The sequence below is a fragment of the Halobacillus faecis genome (genome assembly GCF_007991335.1).
Classification (GTDB): Bacteria; Bacillota; Bacilli; order Bacillales; family Halobacillaceae; genus Halobacillus; species Halobacillus faecis.
On the sequence record NZ_BJYD01000026.1, the window covers coordinates 79,653 to 99,229 of the forward strand.

The following is a 19,577-nucleotide window of genomic DNA, read 5'->3' on the forward strand; positions in this document are numbered from 1 at the left end:
TGAAAGTCTCACAGAAAGAATTATTTAATGGAATTCCGCTTAATGTAACGAAATTATTTACACGTTTATTACTTCATAATATTCACATAAGTATGTAAATTAACTTTATAATAGAAATGCGAAACAGGTTGTCTTTTCATTGCACTTGCTTATCTATCAAAAAGAAAAGGAGGAAGTATATTGAGAATTCTGCTCCGCTTTTACACTTTTTATGCCTTCTTGTTTTTTCTATCCTTGGGTTACATGGGCATTATGAGCAATTGGGGGGAATCGTCCTGGTACTTAAAAGATGCAGCAATATGGACTGCTTGTATAACCGCTGTTGTCTGGGGAATGAAGAAGAATTACGAGGGTTTTCATAAACAATGGTTATGGGTTTCATATGGAGCGATGGGCTACTTATACGGATCCTGGCTTATATATGACACTTTTGGTCTGGAGAACTTGTGGATTCCCTTAATACTTAGCGTTTTAATTATTCTTTTCGTCCATAAGACAAATACAGGGTTACATTATATGACATTTTTATTCGGTATTTTTTGTTTATCTACTCTTATTGTATTCTGGCAGTCTGAAGGGAATTTCTTATACAAACTAGTTTATTCGTTCGGAAGTGGGGGTGGGCATGAAGCCTTAAGAAAAATATGGTTTATCCCTCCGATTATTCTACTGTTGGCATGGATAAAAAATGTATTCTTACATCGCACTTATCGTAAACCAAACGATGAACGGAGTACGAGAGTTCAAGAGATGCTTCAACATACGGGAACAGAACAGGCAACAGAAAAACATACACCAGCTATTCCCGAAAGAATAACAGAAGCAGATACAATAAAAGCTATAGAAAGACCGAATCGTGCACCTAATCATGTGCTAAGTAAAGGAAAGAAAACAGAACCTGCAGCAGATAGAGAAAACCATCAATCTATATCAGGAGCAAGCCGACTTAAGAAACATGCCGATGCTATGCATAAAAAGAGGAAATGATTCTGATAGATAATTTGCTATAAGAACAAAATGAATACTGGGAGAAGTTTTCCACTCCCTTGAAACTGAATTACTTACTACTAGAGAAACCCAGTCGAGACACTCTAAACACTCAAGTTTCCGTCTTCTTCTAACTATATTAAACCTTCATGATACCTTTTATCCTTGTGTTCTAAGTTTGATTCTGTTTAATACTATCATGTCGATTTAACAGCTTTCTGCCAGCTCAATAAAGCTGTTGCCTCTTATCCTGCAAGAGCTAAAAACAAAGACAGCCCACTACCCATGGTATTTGACTCTGGCCCAGATGCCCCAGCAAGAGGCACTCTTACAGATAACGCTTCGTGAAATTCAATGATTTCATCAATGTAGATCTAGCTTAATGTGTCCCATCCAAAAAAAGCCCAGCACCAAAAAACATCGATGCTGAGCCAGCCTATCCTGATCAATCTTCTCTTTTAGATCTTGCTTCCTCTAGAACCCATATCGCCATATTATAGTGATATCCCATTTCCGCCCTTGATTTTGCATTTGTCATTTTTTCTCTGTGCATTAAGAATTTTAGAATCACATCATCAAGTTCTTTTTTCCTGTCGGGTTAAAAGGTATCAAATCCCCCATATAGTTCTCCCCCATTCATATTGCCATACCTTTTAGAATACGAACGGATATGGAAAACGTGTGGATGTTGGCGGTATCAATACTGGGGGCTAATGACGTTGCTGTATGTATGAGAGAAGAACAGCTACATGAAAGCAACATGAACCAGACCCCCAGTATCGAAAACCTTGAATTTCATGAACATTCGCTAATACAGTTGCCACATTCTTTGGCATGGTATCCTTAGCGCCCTAACGTACCGGTGAAGGCACGAAGATAAGAGTTGTTTGTTAGAAGTTTCGCTTTATATATTCACGTTCTTCTTCTTCGCTCATAAGCCCCGTCGCCCTTCCAATCGTTCCGTTTTGCCATTCCCAAATGGTATTGTGAACAGTGACGGCGTTGGAGAAGTCACCCTTGTCCCATGCTTCCAACGACTTCTTATAAAAATCAAAATGTTCGTAATGGTCTTCGGTTCCTTCCACTGATTTCAATATTCCAAGCATACGGTCAATATGCTCTGCCGTCATTTGTTGACTTCCGCGCTTTTCGTTTGCTCGAACCTTCTGGTGCGTCATTTCGTGTAGTTCCTGCCTAAAAGAACGTTCAGAAGGAATACCATCTTTTTCAACTGCTTTTATTTCTTTTTGTTCCGTGGGTTCGTTGACTTCCTTCATGATCTGTTCTTGTTCTTTCGTCATGGAATTACCTTCTGCTTGAAATCCAGAAATACCCCCCCAAATAATTGCCCCAATTACAATAAGAGATAATGCACCCAACGAATACAATAACCATTTTAGAATTCTTTCTAACATATAGTTCCCCGTCTCCTTTAATTGTCTATTTTCAGTGTAAAAACGCAAATAAGTCGTTCGACAATGCGTCTTTGTTCACATTAAAATTAGCTAAATTATGCTTGTCGAATGATTGCTCATCATTCAACTAGCACATGCAACCAGCTTCTTCGTTTCCTTTTATATTAAGTTTTTTCAACTAGAAATTCTTCACAGTCACTTACACGAAGCAGCCCTTTCCTTTAAGCGTTTCTTCTTTCCAGTTTTACTTGTTGGCACAGGATCATTACAAACTACCAACAAACGACGATAATCTCCTCATTGTAAGTACATTCTATGATTTCGTACTTATTTACCCAACCTTATGTACTGTATTGCTCCAATGTACTTCATTAATTTAATAAAACAGCCTTTCCCCGCTAACAATTAGACGATACTATTAGAAGAAAAGACGGCACCGAAAGAAAAAATAATAAAGAATAGTCTAACAGATATAGATACCATTCCAATCAAGTATGTTTACATGTATAAATACACATATATAAATAATGTAATATTACTTATAAACCTTTGATCCCACGCTATTCTTTAAAGCTCTAACTCACTGAGAGGGCAGGCCCCGACGATGTTTGTCGAAAGAATCCTATTGATAAAAGTTATCAATTTGGTTAGAATTTTAAAATAAAGGAGGTGGTAAATAATGGGTGTAATAAGAATGAGAGATTGCGAAAATTGTGGTCGTGGTGGTTGCTCAGATAAGTATCCGTGGTGCGATGAACGGTGTGAAGTATCTTACTACTCAAACAAGGGATAAATACTTAGATAGAAAGGTTAGTGATTATATCACTAGCCTTTTTTGAATGTTGCCCGGCGTGAGCATAGACTTTAGGGTTCAAGTCCCGAATGGTGAAGGTCAATGTTGTCAACAACGGTTTAAAATTCTCTGTTTTCAACTTAAACAAATTCCCTATATAAGCGATTTTGGCTGGCTGAATGCCAGCCTTTTTCTGTTTAACAGGTTTTCTAAAAGAACGAGCACAAGTTGTATGGTTCTTATGCTCATTCTTCAAAGCTTCAAGACAAGAATTTTACTGGCTGTTTGTCAATCATTAAACTATTATCGTTTTTCCCTCGGCTGGTTCTCTTCTTTACGATCATGAATCTTTGCATTTTTATTTGAAAGCTTTTTGTTTCCTTGCGCCATGTTTATCCCTCCCTTCGCTCTTATTATTTCGAAAATTTTACGTTTTATAATGATGCGCGACATTTCACTGGCTTCATTCCAACATAAATTAAAATCGCTCCAAAGCTAAGATGCTTTGAAGCGATTCTTTATCTGGAAAGTAGATTTTTTCTATAGAGTTATTTATTAGAAATTACGCTGGATATATTCACGTTCTTCCTCTTCGCTCATAAGCCCCGTAGCCCATCCGATCGATCCGTTCTGCCATTCCCAAATGGTATTGTGAACAGTTACGGCGTTGGAGAAGTCACCTTTATCCCATGCTTCCAATGACTTCTTGTAAAAGTCAAAATGTTCGTAATGGTCTTCGGTTTCTTCAACTGATTTCAATATTCCAAGCATACGGTCAATTTGTTCCGACGTCATTTGTTGGCTTCCGCGCTTGTCGTTTGCCCGAACCTTTTGGTGCGTCATTTCGTGCAGTTCCTGCATAAAAGACCGTTCGGAAGGAATACCGTTTTCTTCCACTGCTTTTATTTCTTTTTGTTCTGTTGGTTCGTTGACTTCCTTCATGATCTGTTCTTGTTCTTTCGTTATGGAATTACCTTCTGCTTGAAATCCTGAAACCACATCCCAAACGATTGCCACAATTACAATAAGAGATACTGCTCCTAACGAATACAATGACCACTTCAGAATTTTTTCCGCCATATAGTTCCCCGCCTCCTTTAATTGTTTAAATGCGGCAATTATGCGTGACGTATGATCCAACTTTCTTGTTTCCATTTCCCTGGAAGTCATTCCAACAACAAATTTTCACAGTCGCTTACAAAAAAACAGTCCTTTCCTTCGTTACTTCTTACCAATTCCACTTGTTGCGGCAGAATCATCTTTATATACCAACAAAATCGTTGACGCTAATACCATCCTAGGAAGAACCTTCTTAGATTTCGTACTTATTTCCCCAACCTTTTGTAATGTATAGCACCAATGTACTGAATTATGTGAAATAAAAGAGCCTTCCCCCATAACAATTAAACGATTGTATTAGAAAAAAAGACGGAAATTGAATGAAAAATTTTGACTTTTTTGGGAAGCATCGGTTCACACCTCGTTTTGATAAGAAGAAGATGCAGGATTCCATGGTGCTTAACTAAAAAGCAGGAGGCCGAATAATCGGCTTCCTGCTATTCAGTGTTCATTATTCGTCCTTTGATAATTCTTTAGCGCGGATGACAAAGGACACCGCTAGCATTTCTAAATTCTCTTCAATTCGATCTGCAATTTTATTTAAGATTACCGCACGTTCAGCAACAGAAGTTTTACCCCAAGTCTCTTTCGCTGCATGTGCTGCATCAAGTGCCGCTTCAACATCCTCAGATGAAGAACGTGGTACAGCTGTAAACACTTTACCACTAACTGGAGAGATTACATCTAAGTATTGACCATTCTTTGGTGCAACCCATTCTCCGCCAATGAAATTCTGATACTGTTCTTTGTAGTTAACTAGTGCATCTTTTGTGTTTGGATTTGCAAAAATCATTATGTAATTCCCCCGAAGCTATATGTCTTTTTATTATGCAGGCCATTCTGTAACCAACAAGTAATCCTTTTGTCATACTTTGTAACATTTTGCCGCACGGTTACTTAGTGTATAGGAACTAGATATTTTTCGTTAAGTTTTTATCATATAATATTCCATAATCTTTTTATTTGTTAGAAGAATCCATACTTTTCTGTTTGTAAATGCATTCGTCATATTATATAAAGAAACTCACAATGTACACTTACCAAACAGACTCAAACACTGAGCAGCCCGCTACCCATAGTGTCTGACGCTGGCGCAGATGCCCTCACTGTAGTCACTCTTATAGTTAACGCAGCTGCAATGCAATGGTCTAAACAAGGTGGGTCTGACTCCATTGTATCCAATGCGGAAAAACGCTTTCTTTCCACCATTACAATAGCGATAGACAATTACACGAAAAACAAAGACTCTTCGCATCCAAACAAAGGTAACCGCCATTTTTTAAAAACAAACACAGTATCAAAGGGAAATCTTTAAAACTTTGATACTATGCTCTAATTATCAACCTTCCCCTTTAGACCTCCCTTCTAATAAAACCCATGGTGCGTTAGATTGAGACCATGCTACTATGTCCTCGATATTTAACCGCTTCTGACAGAGCTTCTTTAGTGATTTCCCTTTCCCCATCCAAATCGGCGATTGTTCTCGCTGTCCGGATGATATTGACTTGAACCCGGTTACTGAAATGATAAGCAATACTGATCTCTTTCAAATATCTATGTAATGTGGAATCTATGGGCGAAAGTTGGATAAGCGTTTCGTAGGGGATGATGCTGTTGGTCAGCTCTGCCCCATATCTCGCATACTGCCGCTCCCTCGCCGTAATGACCTTTTTCTGCATTTCAGCTGAACTCATCCTCTGCCTACCGGATTCAATCGTAACGGGCTCCAGTTTTAGCAGAATATCCATTCTGTCCATGATGGGTCCCGACACTCGCAGCTGGTAACTGTTGATTTGTGTCGGTGTGCATGTACAATACTTATTTTTCGCGCCCTGGTACCCGCATGGACAGGGGTTGGTGGTCCGATCAGAACAAAGCGCGATGGATAAGTAACCGTTCCGCTGACACGGCTGATGGTCACTTTTCCGGACTCAAGAGGCTGTCGCAGCATGTCTAACGTCTTTTTCGGGAACTCGGCCATTTCATCTAGAAAAAGAACACCCCCGTGAGCAAGGGAAACTTCTCCTGGTCGGGGGGTGGTACCGCCGCCTATTAGGGATACAGCTGAAGCATAATGGATGGAAATGCTGATGCAAGGAGACTTTTCCCACATCCAGGTGGACCACTCATGAGAACGTGATGACTACCAGCCGCTGCGACCATTAACGCACGTTTAGGAACCTCATGACCAATCACCTCACAGAAATCGGTGGTCCACTCAGAGCCTGCCGTTTCCCGAACCCTCGTCTTGTGAGGCATAGAAAAAGATAGCTGATGCATGCCATTCAAATGATCGACCACTTCTTTTAAATGAGAAATTGGTAAAAGGAGGAGGTCGTTATCTCCCAATTGTTCGATACCTCCCATTTGGGCAGGGACATAGATGCGATTGAAGCCAAGCTCCCTTGCCTGCATCACCGCTGCAAGCATTCCTTCGGTTTCATGTACAGATCCATCGAGGGAAAGCGTGCCAAGAAAGGCTGTATGATTGGGTATATTCCCAACAAGTTGATGCGTTTCTTTGAGCATAGCAATAGCCATCGCAAGATCTGCCATCGGCCCGTTCTTTTTCTGTTCCGTCGGAGAGAGAAGTATGATCATATGCCTTCCTGACACATCCGCATCCACCGAATGCAAGGCACCCTTCAACCGATCTTTGGATTCTTTTATGGAGGCATCCGGCAGACCGATGACAGAAATCTGCTCCTGTCCACTTAGAGACTGCGCCTCCACACCAACGACGTATCCTTCAAGACCCTTGAGGCCGATACTCTTTACAATAGTCGACAAACGCTTCCCCTCCTCCCTGCATGATATAGGCTCTGTACCGTAACCTTTTTGGTTCTTGAAAACAATTCAAAAGTGCTTTTGTGGTTAAGATTGGACTTTCTTTATTTGATAGATAACATGGATAACTGCTCCACATATAGGAATGAGGTTTAGAACAGATTCCCGCTTCTACGGGGTTTAGGTTTAGGTGTATGTATTTACTTGCTGCAAGGAAATATGCTCTTGTATCGATGAGCTTGGAGTAATACCGCCCTTGGAACAAATGACCATACACTTTATGACGGCTATTGAAGTACTTTGCGTAACGGAACTGGATAAACTTCATAATCTCTCCCGGGGAATGACTTTTTACTTCAAGTAGAAAGTGGATGTGGTTTGTCATTAAGCAGTAGGCGTGGAGGATGAATGGCATGTCCTCTTGGCACCAGCGGATGAACTGAATGTACTCTTCAAAATCTGCATCATCATAAAACAAATCACTTCCCCGGTTTCCTCTTGCCGTAATATGAAATCTTGCCCCTTTGTACCATTGTCGTGGCTTTCTTGACACACCTTCACCTCCTTAATTTGAAACTGCCTTCATTATAAAGGAGGTTACTCTGGAGCACGAATCCACAAAGTTGAGAATTCAAAGGATCATAAGTTTGATAAGGTAACTTCTTCTATTGGAAAATTGTATTTCCTAGTCTCTCTTGCACCCGAAAAACGAATTTTATATTTTTCTAACAATAAATCCCTCCCTATCATCCTTCCTAACATACGGCTGATCGAATTTATTATGGATCCTTATCAAGCAAGTCCTCAACACACAGACAGCCCGCTCCCCATGGTGTCTGACGCTGGCCCACATGCCCCAGCGAGAGGCACTCTTATCGGTAACGCTTCGTGAAATCCAATGATCCCATCCATGTGGGTCTGACTCCATGTGTCCGATCCACTTCAACCATTCCTCTTCCATAAGGTACAAACAACGTTCTGTAACAATACACAATTGCTACATATCCCTGATCTGCCATATCAAGGAGCCTCATCGATGCAAGATCTCAACACCATGTCTTCCATGCACAAAAAAACCCCAGCACCAAAAAACGATGCTGAGCCAGACTATCCTGATCAATCTTCTTTTTTAGATCTTGCTTCCTCTAGAACCCACAACGCCATATTATAGTGATATTCCATTTCCGCCCTTGATTTTGCATTTGACATTTTTTCTCTGTGCATTAGGAATTCTAGAATCACATCATCAAGTTCTTTTCTTCCTGTCGGGTTAAAAGGTATCAAATCTCCCATATCATTCTCTCCTATCCGTTTTAGCTTACCTTTTAGAATACGAACGGATAGGAGAAACGTGTGAATGTAGGAGGGAGCACTAATGGTGAGTAATGACGGATTTGTGCATAAGAAAAACACTTCCTCAATTCTATAATCGAAGGAAGTGTAGGGCAGGCGTCTATGAAATGGTAATTACTTTTTTTATAATCTTTGATCATACTATACTTCTCATGATGAGGGATGGTGTGTCATTTATATACATAGGAAGCGCTAGAATCGTCCCCGCGCTTCAAGAATTAATTTCCACCTCCAAAATCGCATTAGCCTGTTCTAATTTTTTCATTACTTTTTCCCACTTCGTTATGGTATTTTCAGCCTCCATTGAGAGATAATTTTCAAGATATGCTGACTCCTCAGGATCAACTGATTCTGTAAGTTTGTCTACTTGGTTTATATATTTTCTCATGTTTATGATACTTTGCTCAATTATCTTATAAGCCACAGAAAAATTCTCATAAATTACTTCTGGATTTTCAATATAAGTATATCCATCTTCATCTTCAAAAATATCCGCTAAGATACTTTTAGTAAATAAGGATTGTTCAAAAACATCTTGAATGTTTGCTTCGCTTTGAGTAGATTGATTATTTGTGTCTCTTATAGGGGTAAGATTTCCTTTTTTTAGGGATACCATGATAAATTCATTACAAATTTCGAAAATGGTATCATTCGTTTCCTTAATCATGTAGAGTAGTTTTTTTGTTACTCTTAAATAATTTCCTTGCCATTCTTCCGGATAATCCATAAGCTAAAAAATTCTCCTTTTTCTTGTATTATACTAAGAGGCTTGAGTAGTCTATGACATTAACTATGAGCCTGACTATGACCGCATTTACTACCGCTTTATTATTTGGAGTATCGCAAGCGAAAGCGGTCTATTGTATATGCAATGGCCACTAGTCAGAATTCATTAATTTAACTACCCATCAGGTGGATTTATTCTCCTCTTTCTAATATTATTGCCTGTAGTTAATTTAAGCATTTCCTACCATCTCTCCTTCAAGATACATTGTTAACACAACGGCTCTTTCATGGTCAGTTGTATCCACCACAAAGACTAATCCGTTGTTCCTGATGTAAGTAACAATCCCTTTACCTCTGTCCTTATTAGGAGCAGAATAAAGAATAACACCTGACCAAATTTCCCGGCGAATAAACCTAACAGAGTCCCAATAAGACTCTGTTGTAATTCTTTGTCCAAACCGATCTACCGCGTGTTTTGAAACATTTACAATTTGAATCTTATTCAAATTGTCTCCTCCTATTTTCCCCCTTTCACAATAGCAATACTCCATATACAAATAATATCATAATTTTCAAAAAATTCAATAAAGTGGTTTATTTTGAATCACGGGGACGGTTCGGGACCATTGAAATAGTAAGGTTTTTTGAAAGAAAGGTAGAGTGGGAAAGTTCAACTTTATATAAATATTTTTATTTTGTGATGGAACACCAAAATAGAGAGGATTTTGGAAGATAGTAGGACTGCTATCCTCTTGAAATTAAAAGCAATGGCGGTTAATTTCGCCTGATTAGCCATGCTGAAGAGGCCATATCCACTGCCTAGGGATAGACCGTGAAATCGCTTGAGCTCTGCGTGCTGGAAGTGCGGGACGGTTCAGAGCATGGCGCCAAGAGCTTAAAGCCTTGGTGCAACGCCAACCTTTAACTCTCTAACGCGGTGGTGACAGGCTTGAAAATCACTTATATGCTTAGAAAGCGCTAGAACCGTCCCCATGCTTCTTCAATCTCATACAAAAAAAGCACCCCATTTTTAAGATAACCTCGCAACTTGACTCATCGTCTATGGTTGTTCATGCCGATCCATACGGTGATTTTCTTATGAAACATATACCTCAGAAACTCATTCGAAAAACTGTCGGAAAACAATTAAGAACTCTACGGTTGGAAAAAGGACTTTCCCAAGAAGAACTTGCTTACCGCGCAGGAATGCATCATACTTATATAAGCGGAATAGAAAGAGGGCGAAGGAACCCGTCCATCACGAACTTCTACTATTTAGCTCATGCCCTGGAAGTTCACCCTAAGCAATTAATCCCTTCCATTGAATTGACAATCCCAGGGGAGGAATTCGATGACTAATTCCTTAAAGAAAGAGTATCTAATCCTCCCCACTTCAAATTCTTCTCTTTATATCGAACTCCTCGGCCAAAATCCTACTATGGCTATGACCACCTGGAAGCACACACATTTTAAAACAGAAGCTCCTACCAAATCCGAAGCCGCTCAAAAGATGTTAGCTATGATTGAAAAAGGTCCTTAACACTTCTAAAAAATTAGCTAATACAATGTTTATATGAGCATATAAACATATTTAATCTATAAAACAGCGCAGTATCTAGTGTGAAAGGTTGATACTACGCTACCCTTTAGCGCTCTAACGCACTGGGGGTCAGGCACCGATATTCATCTCTGAGGTTGGGACCTACCGCTTCTATAAAAAAGATGGAAAATGGAAGATTTACGACATGAAATCCCAAAAGGAAGATGGTTTGCTGCTTTATTAAAGTTGAAAACCGCTCCAAAGCCACAATGCTTTGGAGCGGTTTTTTATCAGGAAATCAGATTTTTCAAGAGTTGTTTATTAGAAGTTCCGCTGGATATATTCTTGTTCTTCTTCTTCGCTCATAAGGCCAGTCGCCCATCCAATCGTTCCGTTTTGCCATTCCCAAATGGTGTTGTGAACAGTCACGGCGTTAGAGAAGTCACCTTGATCCCATGCTTCCAACGACTTCTTGTAAAAATCGAAATGTTCGTAATGGTCTTCGGTTTCTTCAACTGACTTCAATATACCAAGCATACGGTCAATTTGTTCCGACGTCATTTGCTGGCTTCCGTGCTTTTCATTTGCTCGAACCTTTTGATGCGTCATTTCGTGTAGTTCCTTCATAAAAGACCGTTCGGAGGGAATACCGTCTTCATCAACTGCTTTTATTTCTTTTTGTTCCGTTGGTTCGTTGACTTCCATCATAACCTGTTCTTGTTCTTTGGTCATGGAATTACCTTCTGCTCGAAACCCTGAAATAACAACCCAAACAATTGCCCCAATTACAATAAGAGATACTGCTCCTAACGAATACAACGACCACTTCAGAATTTTTTCCGCCATATAGTTCCCCTTCTCCTTTAATTGTTTATTTCCAGTGTAAAAAAACAATTAAGTCGTTTGACAATGCGTCTTTGTTCATTTTGAAATTTAATAATTTGCTTGTCGTATGATCGTTCATCCTTCAACTAGCACGTGCAACCAACTTCTTCGTTTCCTTTTCTATGAAGTTTTTTCAATTACGAATTCTTCACAGTCACTTGCACGAAGCAGTCCTTTCCATCAAGTTTCTTCTTTCCATTTTTTATTTGTTGAGATAAAATCATTACGAATTGACAGCTTATTTCCCCAACCTAATGTAGTGTATTGCTCCAATGTACCCCATTAAATAAAAGAGCCTTCACTTGCTACTAATTAGACGATCCTATTAGAAGAAAAGACGGGCTTCGAATGAAAAAAATAATAAGAAAGTCTAACTATACAGATACATATACCATTTCAAATTAAATGTGTTTATATGAGCAAACAGACATATATAACCTATAAAAAAGAGCGTAGTATCCTGCACGACCACCTGATACTACGCCATCCTTTAACACTCTAACGCACCGGGGGTCAGGCACCGACAAATACCCCTTCATTTAACTAAAAAATAGTAAGAGAACCCCTCAAATAATATTATTTGGAGGGGTTCTTGTTTATTGGTAAAGAGGATTTACACTTGTTGGTAAACACCGTGGCATTTAATGGTAAAAAAGATGGCAAGGGTGGTAAGATCCAGTGGATGTAATCACTTCTTTAAAAAGTACCGATTAAACGTTCTTGACTCTACAATGATCACCTTCTCTCACCCGGAAAACCGATGGGCGCGGTATTCCAGTCCTCGTTTCGCCATTCGTCTTCATACTTCATTCAATGTTGATGACCTACAGCCTCTTCAAGTGATTGAAACCACAGAGAGATCAGGACATCATGGTTGCCCCTTATCTTCTGACCACCCACCAAAAACCTCCTATTTTCACGGCAGATCAAGGGGGTGCCAACTCAAAGTTCTTCGACCACCTCCACGAAGAGAAGCATTTCTTCGTTATACGAGTGTCTGATTTCTTTTCGACATCCAAGGTCAGGACATTGAACCGTCATAAGACTTGGGGAACCCCAAATCCGCTGACATCGATCCTTAAAGACGAGTCTGCATATATAAGGAAAGGACAAAATCGAACCAAAAATCGATATAAACTGGTTACATTTCTGGACTCAAAACAAAATCATATCCGTATAGCCACCAACGTGAGAGACGTTCCACCAGAAATCATTGCCCACGTGTACAAACTGCGTTGGCAGATCGAACTTTTCTTCCGATGGATCAAACAGAACCTTGAGATTGACCATCTGTTTGGTCGGTCTGAAAACGCAGTTTATGGACAAGTATTTGGTACTTTAATTGCCTATGTCCTTCTTCGGTGGCTCTATAACGATACGGAAACTAAGTGGCGCCTGTTTGCTTCCCCGAACTTTTTAGCATTCACACGGAAATTCGTCTATCAAACGCTTCCGGTAGAAGTGCGCTCTGAAATTCAGTGGTTCTTTTTACAAGGGATAGGTCTGTCATCAAAAGAAGAAATTAATAAATTGGTAAATAATGTATAATTAACACTCCTGCAGGCATCGACAGATTGGGGAATTTGAAACCGTTGTTATTAGGGATTTTATCACCGTTGCTTACACTGTCCCCGTGCTTCTCGTGCTTCACTCTCTGGTGATCGTAGAAGGCGTTGATGGCTTTGATATAGTTCATTTGGATTCTCCTAATCTTATGGAAAGATGGAGGATTTGTGCATAGAAAAACACTTCCTCGATTTACAATCGAAGGAAGTGTGAGTCAGGTGTCTATGAAATGGTAAACTTCTCATCTGAGCAACAACACACCATTCACATATATAGGAAGCGCTAGAACCGTCCCCGTGCTTCCCAAAATCATAGCCTCATTTATATGTGTTAATATAATCATATACTAATATATTACTGTTAATAATGCGTAACACCAAGAGCTTGCACTCTTGGTATTACGCTATACTTTAATATTCTAACCTAGTGGTGGAAGGCATGAGAAATTAATCTCTACTAAATAGATCTCTTGTATAAACCTTATCCTCTACATCTTCCAGGTCATTAGATAATCGATTCGCAATAATTACATTTGATACTCTCTTGAATTCTTCGAAATCATTAATCACTCTTGAATTAAAGAATGTTTCCTCTTGAAGTGCTGGTTCATATAGAACAACTTCAATTCCCTTTGCCTTGATGCGCTTCATAACACCTTGAATGGCTGATTGCCTAAAGTTATCAGAATCCATTTTCATAGTAAGGCGATAAATCCCCACAACTTCAGGTTTTCTCTTTATTATCATATCTGAGATATGATCTTTTCTTGTTCTATTCGCATCTACGATTGCTGCCATGATATTATTAGGTACGTCCTCATAGTTAGCTAATAACTGTTTCGTATCTTTAGGAAGACAGTAACCTCCGTAACCAAATGAAGGATTATTGTAATGACTACCTATTCGTGGATCCAGACCTACACCATCAATAATCTGTTTAGTATTTAAGCCTCGAATTTCTGCGTAAGAGTCTAACTCATTAAAGAAAGCAACCCTCATTGCTAGATAAGTATTTGCAAATAGTTTAATAGCTTCTGCTTCTGTTGAATTTGTAAAAAGGACATTAATATTTTCTTTACAAGCCCCTTCCACTAGCAAGTCAGCAAAGATTTTAGCCCTATCCGACTGCTCACCAACAACTACTCTAGAAGGATACAAGTTATCGTATAAGGCCTTACCTTCTCGTAAAAATTCAGGTGAAAAAATAATATTCTCCGTTTCAAACTTCTCACGTACTTCCTCTGTATAACCTACAGGGACAGTAGACTTTATCACCATAACTGCATCTGGGTTAATAGATAAGACGTTAGCAATAACAGCTTCAACAGATCGCGTATTAAAGTAATTCTTTTCTGGATCATAATTGGTAGGGGTAGATATGATTACATATTCCGCATTCTTAAACGCTTTATAATTGTCTGTTGTTGCCGTTAAGTTCAATTCCTTCGTAGCCAGGAAGTCTTCAATCTCATTATCTATAATCGGAGACCTTTTATTATTTATCATATCTGCTTTTTCTTGAATAATATCTAAAGCAATTACTTCGTTGTGTTGAGCTAGTAATATAGCATTTGATAACCCCACATAACCTGTTCCAGCGATTGTAATTTTCATTTGGACATTACCTCTCCCTTAATTTCAATAACTTAAACTCATTATTATATTATTAATAATACTTTATTTGTTAATGTTGTATTGCTCGTCAAAATACTTATGCTATTCTCCACTAATAATTTCCTGCCACCAATCTTTGTTATCAAGATACCATAGAATAGTTGGAGCAATCCATGTAATGAAGGTATAGGTTGGGGTCCAGCCTAATTGTTTAAGTTTTGTTGGAGTCAATACCATAACGTTTTCAAGGAAGCGCTAGAACCGTCCCCGCGCTTCTTCATGTAGGAAAGATCAGCTGAACCATCAAGTTTTTCAGGAGTTCCAACTCCTATAAAGATAGCGTCTGCATTTTGATATGCTGCCTTATAATCAGTTGTATAATGAAGTCGGCTTTTAGAGTAATTTTTCTGCATAAGTTCCTCTAAGCCTTCTTCATATATTGGGGAAACCCCTGACTTCATTAATTTTACTTTTTCTTCATCAATATCTACACAAGTTACTTGGTGCCCCATTTCAGCAAAACAAACTCCTGCAACTGCTAAATTATACATTGTGCTACCTCTAGATGTAAGATATCAGTATATTTCTTTATGAATATACACACCATAAAATTAATACTACACAAGTTTTAAAGAACATTACAACATTATCTATAACCTCAATTTATCAAGCATCTACTCCTATTTAATTTAACCCGTTCTGAATTTTATTTTAGCTTATACTTTTGATTTTCCTAGGTAGCTTTTTTTCTATCATAGCGTATAAAATCAGCCCTACTTCTTTTGTAATTTGATTGTTTACAATTAAATTTATCATCAAAATTATTAAACCATTAATAGTAAACAATAGCATACCAAAAAGGAAGAATGTAACGTATCCATTAATATTAGGGATAAGAAGTAATTCTATCCCTACCAAGAAAACAGAAGCTCCAAAAGTAGTCATCAGTATTTTCATAAATACATAAATATTGCTATTAAAATAATATAAATGGACATATCCAACCTCAAATATTGCAAGTAAGACAGCTGTTATAAACACTGCTAATAAAACTCCATAAAAACCTATCAGCAGATTCCCAATAACCATCATTATTACTAAAGTAACCATTGAAAACGTTTGAATTTTTCGTGCTATTTTGAAATTCCCAGACATGTTTATTAAATTACCACTTGGTATATGAATAATTTCAAACAATGTAATTAATACAAGTATTGCAGCTAACTTTACGTTTATATAATCCACATCACTAAATCCATCTGTATAAAGGCTAATAAATGGCATAATTAAAACTGAAGTAGAGGTAAGAAAAGTAAACATTACATTTATTACGATAAACTGATACTGATAAAAGACCTTAAGAACTACATCTTTACTATTGGTAGAAATTAAATTTCCTAGCCCCATCCTAGGTGCATTTACAATTGCATTGATAAAGCTTTTCAACAATGTGAATATACTATTATATACTGCATATACACTTGCAAATATAGTACCTGCAGTTGTAGATATAGCAATTATAGGTAGTGTGGTATATATTATCCCTGTAAGTTTTTGTATAAACACGTCTTTTGTACCTTTAATCGCTTTATAATTAGGTTGTATATCAAAATTCATGTAACTGTAATTCTTTTTACACACGTAAACAATCATTAAACTATTTATAATAGAACCTAGCATTGTTGAAAGGCGTATAAACAACATATGCCCCTCAACAGATATCACTACAATAATTAGCAACTGTGAAATCACCAAAGTAAATAGACTTATAAAATGTAAAATATACTCCCTATGTTCGGTCTGTATTAGAATTCTATACTTTGTTGCATACATAAGTTTAAAGCAAGTTGATATTACCGTCATAAATAAAGTTAAAGATACAATATACCATGATAAACTACTCTCAACGACAACTGTAAAAACAACTGTAGCTAAAATGCCTATACCTAAAAAGAATAGTCCTATTTTATTAAAAATATTTTTTGTTGCAGATAAGATTGAATTTATTTTTTTGTAATTTTGATCTGTTAGAGGTTTAAATAAGGCAACATTAGTTGCTAAAGTAAAACCTCCCTCTACAATCATTAGCATAGCAATAAACTGGTTTGCAGTAGAATTTAAACCATTAAAATCTGATCCATAATTCAAAATTATCTGCCTAGTAATAATTAATCCAAGAAGACCATTTAACACTGTTAATGCAACAGAACTTAAAGCAGTATATATACTTTTTTTCTTTTTATTCATAACTCACTCACAGTTGCAACAAACCTAGCTGAAACATTATCCCCTTCTATTTCCTTAAAGATTGTTGCAACGTCAAGGTAATCCAACTTTGAATCCTTAAATTCTTCACAAAAGTTTCTAATTGAATTTTCATCTTCTTCATAATTCTGTAGCCATTCCTTTATGATTAATACAAATGGATATTTCTTCAAATACTTTAATGATGGGTCTTCTGGTGTTTTGGAAAAGTGTATTATAGGTTTACCTGTACTCATATATTCAAATATTTTTCCAGGTACTTGAAAACTTACAGTGTTACCTATGTTAATTAATATATCTGCTGTAAGTAAAGCATTTTTTGATATATCATGGTCTTGGAGCGGGTGTACTGAAAATTTATTAGAGACGTCTAACACTAAACTCCGTATTGTTTCTTCCTTATAGTTGGTTAAAAAAGTAAAGTGTATATTGTTATCCACTTGGTTAAGGATATTTAAAGCATATTCTGGGTTCCTTATATCTTTATAGAATCTGCCTGTAAATATACAATTAATCTTATTTTTATTAAAAGAAATTTTTCTATCAACAGATTCTTTATATGATATGGGACTTAAATTAGCAAAAGGAAACACTTTAAATTTCTCTTTATATACTTTATAAGGTTTCTTAATATAGAAGTCATACAGTTCTGGAGTTAAAAAGATCTGATCACAAGCATCAAGGACTTGATCTTCATTCCTGTAAGCCCTTTTCTTCTTTCTTCTACTAATATATTTAGTAACCTGGTTATTATAAGTGAATGGATCAAATTGAAATACGATCCACTTTATTTTTCCATTAATAAGTTTATAAAATTTAGAAGCTATATGATGAGATATAAAAGGTTGAGAAATAGAAATTACCGTATCATATTTCTTTTGATTGTATAGTTCAAGACATTTCGCTACTACTTTCTTTTCACTCCAGCCAATACTTTGTCGCTCAATAAAGTTAAATCTATATTTCAATAACACAAGACCCCTTGCTAACTTTAACGGTAAATTAAATATTGGCTTTAAAACTTTCCACTTATTTATGACCGCATTAAAATTATCTAAATAGGAATTAATTACTCTATAGTTATTCTTAACTCTATAAACGTTTACATTATTGATAATTTCTTCATCAAGAGTTTTTATGTCTTTTTTGTCTGTTATAACGTCCACATAATGGCCTTGATTAACCAATTTAATTATTAAGGGATCTACACAATTAGCCACCGACGATGGGTTAGGAGAGTGATTTCCCATTACAATTAATATTTTTTTCATCTATATACCCTCATTTTAAGATATTCATAAAATTATATTTGCCTTTGCTTCAAAAATAAGATATCCTTCTCATTTTCTACTATCTCTTCCCAATAAAAGCCATTACCGGTTTTTTTTGTGTTTTCACTAATTACCTTGACAACTTTTTTAGTGAAGTTTTCACAAATATAAGTGTCTGTGTTAGGAACTAGATTATCTTCTGTTGAAATAATCTCGGGTATGCCACCTGTATTAGTAGCAACTACAGGCGTCCCACAGGCTTGCGACTCTAATATTACATTTCCTAAGCCTTCATTTACACTTGGCAAGACTAAACAGTCAAAAATATTATAGTACTTAGCCAATGTTTCTTGATTTAGATTTGAATTTAGTCTCACGTCGATATTACTCTTACTAACCTCTTCATCTATAATTGTTTTTAAAGGACCATCTCCAATAATAAAAAATGTTATCCGGTCTTTCATACTCTCCTGAATTCTATCAAATATTTCAATTAAATATTCTGCTCTTTTTATTTTGGTTAGGCTACCAACAAAACCAACTACATATTTACCTGTGTTAGTATCACTTTTTATTTTTTCGATAAGTTTCTTTGGATATTGATAATATATTTTAGGATTAACAGCGTTATAAGTGATGTGAAATTCCTGGTTATCACTATCCCAACCAAGCTTCTCAGCTTCTAATTTAAGTTGGTTACTAACAAAAAAGGGAGCATCTGAATGATTTATATTCCGTAAAAGATATTTTTTGTATATATTATCCCTGCGAGGAAGAGTATGTACATCACTTCCGTGGACAGTTAATGTGTAAGGAAGGTTCTTATATTTTTTTAGATAATATGCAAAACTTCCTTGTGCTCCTCCCCAATGTGCAATAGTAATGTTATATTTTTGTGTATTCAATGTCTTTATAGCATTTTTGTATAGCGGGAAGTCTATACCAACTTTACTTAAAAAATTTGTTAGTAGAGTATTTCTTATATATAAATTATTATATCTCACCCCATCAACTAAGAAATAATCTTTCTTACGTTGATTTATGTTTTTTTTAAACAACTTCTTAATCATAACTAAAATGGCACTATCATAAAATTTAAGAGAATATACATCACCATTTACTTGGGGGTCTTCAAGCAATCTTTTAACTCTGTTGTGTGTAGCTACAAATAAGCCAGCTCTATTGTATTCATCCATTCTTACTATAAAAAGTATATTCAATATATTTCCTCCGCAAATAAAACTTTTAATTATATTT

The 19,577-nt window shown here is 36.8% G+C and carries 18 protein-coding genes and 3 pseudogenes; 4 read left to right on the top strand and 17 right to left on the bottom strand.

What is annotated here, in order from left to right; genetic code table 11:
• The first annotated feature begins 516 nt into the window (after window positions 1-516).
• Window positions 517-987, top strand: coding sequence for a hypothetical protein (locus tag HFA01_RS14045; protein ID WP_146817310.1), 471 nt, complete (start codon window positions 517-519; stop codon window positions 985-987).
• Window positions 988-1,877: 890 nt separating this feature from the next.
• Here the strand turns inward: HFA01_RS14045 and HFA01_RS14050 are convergent.
• The 10 genes and pseudogenes from HFA01_RS14050 to HFA01_RS14080 all read right to left on the bottom strand — a co-directional run bounded on the left by HFA01_RS14050 (window position 1,878) and on the right by HFA01_RS14080 (window position 9,686).
• Window positions 1,878-2,288 (bottom strand): DUF6241 domain-containing protein, encoded by a 411-nt coding sequence (locus HFA01_RS14050; protein ID WP_146817312.1) that lies wholly within the window; start codon window positions 2,286-2,288, stop codon window positions 1,878-1,880.
• Window positions 2,289-3,750: 1,462 nt separating this feature from the next.
• On the bottom strand, window positions 3,751-4,275 hold the full coding sequence (locus HFA01_RS14055) for a DUF6241 domain-containing protein (RefSeq protein ID WP_146817314.1): 525 nt from the start codon (window positions 4,273-4,275) through the stop codon (window positions 3,751-3,753).
• A gap of 529 nt (window positions 4,276-4,804) precedes the next feature.
• Window positions 4,805-5,107: pseudogene (locus HFA01_RS14060) on the bottom strand (aldehyde dehydrogenase family protein); the annotation flags it as partial.
• Between the two features lie 592 nt (window positions 5,108-5,699).
• Window positions 5,700-6,008, bottom strand: a complete 309-nt coding sequence (locus tag HFA01_RS19200; protein ID WP_307725374.1) for a magnesium chelatase subunit ChlI family protein — start codon at window positions 6,006-6,008, stop codon at window positions 5,700-5,702.
• A gap of 81 nt (window positions 6,009-6,089) precedes the next feature.
• Window positions 6,090-7,047: pseudogene (locus tag HFA01_RS19210) on the bottom strand (ATP-binding protein); the annotation flags it as partial.
• A 16-nt stretch (window positions 7,048-7,063) separates the two neighbouring features.
• Window positions 7,064-7,654, bottom strand: coding sequence for a transposase (locus tag HFA01_RS14070; protein WP_146817318.1), 591 nt, complete (start codon window positions 7,652-7,654; stop codon window positions 7,064-7,066).
• Window positions 7,655-7,973: 319 nt separating this feature from the next.
• The gene (locus tag HFA01_RS18945) at window positions 7,974-8,120 is read right to left on the bottom strand and encodes a hypothetical protein (protein WP_167506250.1); all 147 of its coding nucleotides are present in this window, start codon (window positions 8,118-8,120) and stop codon (window positions 7,974-7,976) included.
• A 97-nt stretch (window positions 8,121-8,217) separates the two neighbouring features.
• Window positions 8,218-8,394, bottom strand: a complete 177-nt coding sequence (locus HFA01_RS18950; protein ID WP_167506251.1) for a hypothetical protein — start codon at window positions 8,392-8,394, stop codon at window positions 8,218-8,220.
• Between the two features lie 271 nt (window positions 8,395-8,665).
• A complete protein-coding gene (locus HFA01_RS14075) occupies window positions 8,666-9,181 on the bottom strand; it encodes a hypothetical protein (protein ID WP_146817320.1) in 516 nt (171 codons plus the stop codon).
• Between the two features lie 229 nt (window positions 9,182-9,410).
• Window positions 9,411-9,686, bottom strand: coding sequence for a hypothetical protein (locus tag HFA01_RS14080; RefSeq protein WP_146817322.1), 276 nt, complete (start codon window positions 9,684-9,686; stop codon window positions 9,411-9,413).
• A gap of 592 nt (window positions 9,687-10,278) precedes the next feature.
• On the opposite strand from HFA01_RS14080, the gene HFA01_RS14085 reads away from it, so the two are divergent.
• Entirely contained in the window at window positions 10,279-10,539 is a 261-nt protein-coding gene (locus tag HFA01_RS14085; protein WP_146817324.1) for a helix-turn-helix domain-containing protein, read from the top strand.
• A complete protein-coding gene (locus HFA01_RS14090) occupies window positions 10,532-10,720 on the top strand; it encodes a hypothetical protein (RefSeq protein WP_146817326.1) in 189 nt (62 codons plus the stop codon). Before HFA01_RS14085 ends, HFA01_RS14090 begins: the two co-directional genes overlap by 8 nt.
• A 321-nt stretch (window positions 10,721-11,041) precedes the next feature.
• On the opposite strand, the gene HFA01_RS14095 is transcribed toward HFA01_RS14090, so the two are convergent.
• Entirely contained in the window at window positions 11,042-11,566 is a 525-nt protein-coding gene (locus HFA01_RS14095) for a DUF6241 domain-containing protein (RefSeq protein ID WP_146817328.1), read from the bottom strand.
• Window positions 11,567-12,448: 882 nt separating this feature from the next.
• Between HFA01_RS14095 and HFA01_RS14100 the strand changes: the two genes are divergently transcribed.
• Window positions 12,449-13,153, top strand: a complete 705-nt coding sequence (locus tag HFA01_RS14100) for an IS4 family transposase (protein WP_281290512.1) — start codon at window positions 12,449-12,451, stop codon at window positions 13,151-13,153.
• Here the strand turns inward: HFA01_RS14100 and HFA01_RS18955 are convergent.
• The 6 genes and pseudogenes from HFA01_RS18955 to HFA01_RS14130 all read right to left on the bottom strand — a co-directional run bounded on the left by HFA01_RS18955 (window position 13,128) and on the right by HFA01_RS14130 (window position 19,540).
• Entirely contained in the window at window positions 13,128-13,301 is a 174-nt protein-coding gene (locus HFA01_RS18955; protein ID WP_167506252.1) for a hypothetical protein, read from the bottom strand. The two genes, HFA01_RS14100 and HFA01_RS18955, sit on opposite strands and share 26 nt — an antisense overlap.
• A 316-nt stretch (window positions 13,302-13,617) precedes the next feature.
• Window positions 13,618-14,784, bottom strand: a complete 1,167-nt coding sequence (locus HFA01_RS14105) for a nucleotide sugar dehydrogenase (protein ID WP_146817332.1) — start codon at window positions 14,782-14,784, stop codon at window positions 13,618-13,620.
• A 278-nt stretch (window positions 14,785-15,062) separates the two neighbouring features.
• Window positions 15,063-15,335 (bottom strand): annotated as a pseudogene (locus HFA01_RS14115) (UDP-glucose 6-dehydrogenase); the annotation flags it as partial.
• Window positions 15,336-15,495: 160 nt separating this feature from the next.
• Window positions 15,496-17,031, bottom strand: a complete 1,536-nt coding sequence (locus HFA01_RS14120) for a hypothetical protein (protein ID WP_146817334.1) — start codon at window positions 17,029-17,031, stop codon at window positions 15,496-15,498.
• Window positions 17,028-18,320 (bottom strand): glycosyltransferase family protein, encoded by a 1,293-nt coding sequence (locus HFA01_RS14125; RefSeq protein ID WP_146817336.1) that lies wholly within the window; start codon window positions 18,318-18,320, stop codon window positions 17,028-17,030. Before HFA01_RS14125 ends, HFA01_RS14120 begins: the two co-directional genes overlap by 4 nt.
• 32 nt (window positions 18,321-18,352) lie before the next feature.
• On the bottom strand, window positions 18,353-19,540 hold the full coding sequence (locus tag HFA01_RS14130) for a glycosyltransferase (RefSeq protein ID WP_146817338.1): 1,188 nt from the start codon (window positions 19,538-19,540) through the stop codon (window positions 18,353-18,355).
• Window positions 19,541-19,577: the final 37 nt, after the last annotated feature.